Genomic DNA, 5,324 nt, shown 5'->3' with positions numbered 1-5,324 from the left:
GCGATTCATCTATATTCGGCTCACCGCCGAAATAGTTGAATCGCTTCTTAAGGCGGGGCGCGCGCGGCGGTGGGAGGGAACCGCGCTCAGGCCGCGCGGGCCGTTCTCTTTGTGAACAAAGAGAACCAGAAAAACTTTATGATAGCTACGCTATGCCTTAGGCTCCGCAGGACTCATTTTGCGTCTGTCGCTTATTTCTTGCTCCGGCCGGCGCGGCGGAAGGGGGGACGTTTGGCACCACTGCTACCGGCACCGGCGGCCTGCTGCTCGGAAATCAGGGCTTTCAATTCGTCCAAGGTCAAGTCGGAGGCTTCACGATTGCTCAGCAGGGGTTTCGGTATCTTGTAGTTGGCGCCGCCGTGGGCGATGTAAGGGCCCCAACGCCCGTTCAGCACCTGAATGTCGTCGGCTTCGTAAACCCGGATCACGCGGTTCCGTTCGGCTTCGCGCTTCTCTTCGATCAGGGCGATGGCGCGGGGCAGGTCGATGCTGTAGGGGTCGTCTCCTTCCCGAACTTTCAGGGAGGTGAATTTGCCGTCGTGACGCACGTAGGGCCCGAACCGGCCGACGGAGACGACGACGGTTTTCCCTTCGTATTCGCCTAAGGTGCGGGGCAGTTCGAACAGGGCGAGGGCCTCTTCCAGGGTGATGGTGGCGACCATCTGGCCTTTCTGTAAGGAGGCGTAACGGGGTTTCTCGTCGTCCGAGGGCTTGATGGCGGCGGCGAGGGTCCCTTTATGTGCCGCTACTGGGGTGTCGCCGAGCTGAACCATGGGGCCGAATTTGCCGACGCGGGCGTAGACGTTTTTCCCGCTCTTCGGGTCGATGCCTAACAGGCGCTCGCTGCGGACGTATTCGGTGTCGCCTTCGGCGTTGTCGACGCCTTCATGGAAGGGTTCGTAGAAGGCGGCGAGCATGCGGCGCCAGTCGAGGTCGCCGTCGGCGATCTCGTCGAACTCTTTCTCGACTTTGGCGGTGAAGTTGTAGTCGAGGATGGCGGAGAAGTGGTCGGAGAGGTAGTCGGTGACGAGCATCCCGATGTCGGTGGGGAAGAGTTTGTTCTTCTCGGCGCCGGTGGTCTCGCTCTTCTCGGTGCGTTTGAGGGTGCCGTTCGGGGCGAGGGTCAGGATGGTGTAGTCGCGTTTTGTGCCTTCGCGGTCTTCTTTGACGACGTAGCCGCGGTTGATGACGGTGGAGATGGTCGGGGCGTAGGTCGAGGGACGTCCGATCCCGAGCTCTTCGAGTTGTTTCACGAGGCTGGCTTCCGAGTATCTCGGGGGACGTTGGGCGAAGCGTTGGGTGGCGACGACCTGGCCGCGACGGAGGCTGGTGCCTTGGACCAGTGGCGGGAGCAGGGTCTCGGCGGAGGTGCCGTTGCTGCTGCTTTTCGGGGCGGGTTCGTCGTCGTGGGATTCCATGTAGAGCCGAAGGAAGCCGTCGAAGGTGATCACTTCGCCGGTGGCGGTGAAGTGTTCGGGGCGGCCGGAGATTTCGATCCGGGCGGTGGTCTTCTCTAATTCGGCGTCGGCCATCTGGGTGGCGACGGTGCGTTTCCAGATGAGGTCGTAGAGGCGGCGCTCCTGGGCGGTGGTGCCGGCTTCGCGACGGTCGATGTAGGTGGGCCGGATGGCTTCGTGAGCTTCCTGGGCGCCTTTGCTCTTGGTGGTGTATTGCCGGCTCTTGTGGTAGCGGGCGCCGAAGAGGTCGGTGACGGCGCTCTTGGCGGCGCCGAGGGCGAGGGTGGAGAGGTGAACGGAGTCGGTTCGCATGTAGGTGATCATCCCGGCTTCGTAGAGTCGCTGGGCGATGGTCATGGTCTGGCTGACGGAGAAGCCGAGTTTCCGGGCGGCTTCCTGCTGGAGGGTGGAGGTGGTGAACGGAGGTGCCGGTGTCCGTTTGGCGGGCCGGGTTTCGACGGCGCCGATGGTGAAGGCGATGTCGGACGAGGCGATGGCGCTCAGAAAGGCGTTGGCTTCGGTTTCGGTCTTGAAGCGGGTGTTGAGTTCGGCTTTGAAGCCGGTGCCGTCGGGGGTGATGAATTCGCCGATGACGCGGTAGTAGTCGGAGCTTTCGAAGCTCATGATTTCGCGTTCGCGTTCGACGATGAGTTTCACGGTGACGGATTGGACGCGGCCGGCGGAGAGGGAGGGCCGTACTTTCTTCCACAGCAGGGGCGACAGTTCGAAACCGACTAACCGGTCGAGCACGCGACGGGCTTGTTGGGCGTTGACGAGGTTGAGGTCGACTTGGCGGGGGTGTTCGACGGCGTGCAGGATGGCGTTTTTGGTGATTTCGTGGAAGACGATGCGGCGGGTCTTGTCGTCGGGCAGCTGGAGGGTTTCTTTCAGGTGCCAGGCGATGGCTTCTCCTTCGCGGTCTTCATCGGAGGCGAGCCAGACGGTGCGGGCTTCTTTGGAGAGGCGGCGCAGTTCGCTCACGACTTTCACTTTGTCGGGAGAGATTTCGTATTCGGGTTCGAAGCCGCGGGAGATGTCGATGCTGAGCCCTTTTTTCTTCAGGTCGCGGATGTGGCCGAAGCTGGATTTCACGGTATAGCGGTCGCCGAGGATCTTTTCGATGGTCTTGGCTTTGGCGGGGGATTCGACGATGACGAGGTTTTCGTGCATGGGGTTGGGTATCATGTAAAAACCTAAAGGGGTGGGCCTTTAGGTCTGAAAAACGGCGGTCGCCCGGCGGGTTACGGGGCGACCGGAAAATGGTTCGGATTATTTAATCAGGGTGTAGGTCAACACGAGCAACGGGGGGTACGGCGAATTCGAACCGTAAATCCAGCTGCGGCCGGTGTCGTTCCGTTGCAGGTAGGCGGGGAGCAGTTCGGTGGTGTAGCGTTCTTCTTTGCCGGTGAGGAGTTGCTGAACGTAGGAGGTGATGTCGAAGGTGTAGATGCCTAACGAGCGATTCAGGCTCCCGCCGAGGGTCTGGGTGTAGTTGTTGGTGGTGATGGCGTCGAGGATGGGGTTGTATTCGTCGAGGAATTCGTACCCGATCATGTTGTGGTAGAGGCCGAGGCCGGTGAAGGATTTGTTGTATTGTTCGTAGCCGGAGTCGACCATGCGCACTTTCAGTTCGGCGCGGTGGAGGGCGATGTGGCTGTATCCTTGTTCCACGGCTTGCTGTTGCAGGTGTTCGAGTTGGCTTTTTTCAATCCGGAGTTGTCCCATGAGGCCTGCGAGCCCTTGTACGTACATGTATTCGGAGGCGTGTGTGGTGTCGCCGATGGCGGTGGCTGGCACGCCGCCTTTGGATGGGTCGGAGAGGGTGTAGTCGTGCTGGATGGTGGTGAAGCAGATGTAGTCGTAGGTCCGGTCGCTGTAGAAGAGGATCTGCTGGTCTAAGGTGTCGAGTCCGTTGGGGCCGGTGTTGTGGTAGAAGAGGTACATGGTGCTTTGGGCCATGTCCATCTTCAGGAGGGTGCCTTCTTCGCCTGCGGTGGCTTGGTTGCGGAGTTTGAAGTAGAGGCCGGGGAATTTCTTGTGGAAGAGGGTGTCGTTGTAGTAGATGTTCTCTTTGCTTTGGGTGTTGTCGAGCAGGCGTTTGGCGAATTCGTCGGGCAGGCGGCCGTAGGCGGTGCCGGGGCCTTTCTGTTCGAAGGAGAACAGGGGGGTGGCGCCGATATAGGGGGACATGTCGAAGTTGCTGAAGTAGGCGCTGTCCTGGTGGAAGTGGTAGTCTTTGACTTCGTAGACGTCGACGGTGACGCTCTTGGTGGTGTCGCCGATGGCGCCGGTGAAGGTGATGGCGTAGCGCATGGAGTCGATCACGGGGTTCTCGCCGAAGTAGTGGCTGTGGCGGAAGCCGTAGGGGGAGTAGTTGACGAAGGCTTGGATGTCGATCCGTCCGGTGAGGGGGTCGATGTAGGAGCCGACGAGGGGTTCGTAGTAGCCGGATACGCTGGTCTCCAAGGAGTCGCAGGTGGAGATGTAGGTGTGCACGAGGACGGTGGAGTCGATGGTGCTGCGCATGTGTTGGCTCGGCGGCACGAGGTCGTTCCCGAAGGCGTCGTCGCGTTGGGTGCAGGAGGGGAGGCTGAGGAGGAGAAGGGTGCTCAGCAGAAGGGGGAGGAGGCTGAAGTGGTGGGTGTTATTTTTCGAGCAGTGTGTCATAAAATGCGGCGTATGCGTCTTCGTAGTTTTCGGTGCCGGGATAGGAGAGGGTGGGTATCCCGCGCTGGCGGATAAAGTCGGTGAGTTCGGGGGCGATCTCTTTGCTTCCGAGTACTGCGCCGTCGGCGCGTTCGAGGGCGAATTTCATGAGGCCGAGGTAGTCGGGGTGGTCGAGATGCTTGAGTTCGTCTTTCTTGATGCCTTCCTGGATGAGTTTGGAGCCGAGGGCGGGATCCAAGTTCCCGGGAAAAGGGTGGTCATAAACGGAGACGACGATCTTGAGTTCTCTGAAGATGGGGTCGTTGTGGAATATTTTCTTCAGGTAGATGGGGACGATGGCGGAGAACCAGTCGTGGCAGTGGACGATGTTCGGGGCCCAGCGCAGTTTCCGGACGGTCTCCAATACGCCGCGGGCGAAGAAGATGGCGCGCTCTTCGTTGTCGGCGAAGTGGTTGCCGTCGCTGTCGGCCCAGGTGGCTTTCCGTTTGAAGAAGTCGTCGTTGTCGATGAAGTAGACTTGGACGCGGGCTGTAGGGATGGAGGCGACTTTGATGATGAGTTGGTGGTCGGTGTCGTCGATGATGAGGTTCATCCCGGAGAGGCGGATCACTTCGTGGAGCTGGTTCCGACGCTCGTTGATGCAGCCCCAACGGGGCATGAAGATGCGGATCTCGGCTCCGCGCTCCTGCATGGCTTGGGGCAGGTAGCGGCAAAGGCTCGATATGTCGTTGTCGGGAAGGTAGGGTACTACTTCCTGGCAGACGTACAGAATCTTGGCGTTGTGGTTCATCGGCGGTCCTCCTTTGATGTGGTCGGTCGGGTCGAAACCCGATGGGACACTGCCACAAAGATAACGTTTTTTTCGGATAAGCGGGTGCGGGGGCGATGGGGGGCGGGGTGCTTTTTTCTGGGCGGAGGGCCGAAAGGGGCTGGTTGGCCGGAGGCGGGCGTTAGTTGTTGGGCTGAGGCGGCCCCTTGCCTGCCGCCCGCGCGCGGACAGAGAATTGGGGTAGAGGCTGGCAGTGGAAATGCGCGAGCATTTCCCGTCCACGGGACGTGGGGCCCGCGCGGCCTGAGCGCAGTACCCTCCTGTAGCCAAAGACGCGCGTCTTGCCAAAAGAAGCGATTCAACTATTTCGGCTCGCGCCGAAATAGAATGAATCGCGCAGGCGCGCGAAAAAAGAGTGGTGCGCAAAAAAT

General features: G+C 60.3%; 3 protein-coding genes. All 3 read right to left on the bottom strand.

Annotated elements, in window-relative coordinates:
- Nucleotides 1-191: 191 nt before the first annotated feature.
- On the bottom strand, nt 192-2,627 hold the full coding sequence (gene topA / locus Q9S52_RS10380; RefSeq protein ID WP_304709060.1) for a type I DNA topoisomerase: 2,436 nt from the start codon (nt 2,625-2,627) through the stop codon (nt 192-194).
- A gap of 99 nt (nt 2,628-2,726) precedes the next feature.
- Nucleotides 2,727-4,124 carry a DUF4270 family protein gene (locus Q9S52_RS10375; RefSeq protein ID WP_304709059.1) on the bottom strand — a complete coding sequence of 466 codons (1,398 nt, stop codon included), beginning with the start codon at nt 4,122-4,124 and terminating at the stop codon, nt 2,727-2,729.
- Complete coding sequence (locus Q9S52_RS10370; RefSeq protein WP_294593545.1) at nt 4,102-4,914, bottom strand: glycogen/starch synthase; 813 nt, start codon at nt 4,912-4,914, stop codon at nt 4,102-4,104. Before Q9S52_RS10370 ends, Q9S52_RS10375 begins: the two co-directional genes overlap by 23 nt.
- Between the last annotated feature and the right edge of the window lie 410 nt (nt 4,915-5,324).

Origin of the sequence: uncultured Rikenella sp. (assembly GCF_948810725.1) — a bacterium.
In the GTDB taxonomy this organism is placed as follows: domain Bacteria; phylum Bacteroidota; class Bacteroidia; order Bacteroidales; family Rikenellaceae; genus Rikenella.
The sequence above is the reverse complement of the archived record's forward strand: the minus strand, read 5'-3'. Positions and strand labels throughout refer to the sequence as shown.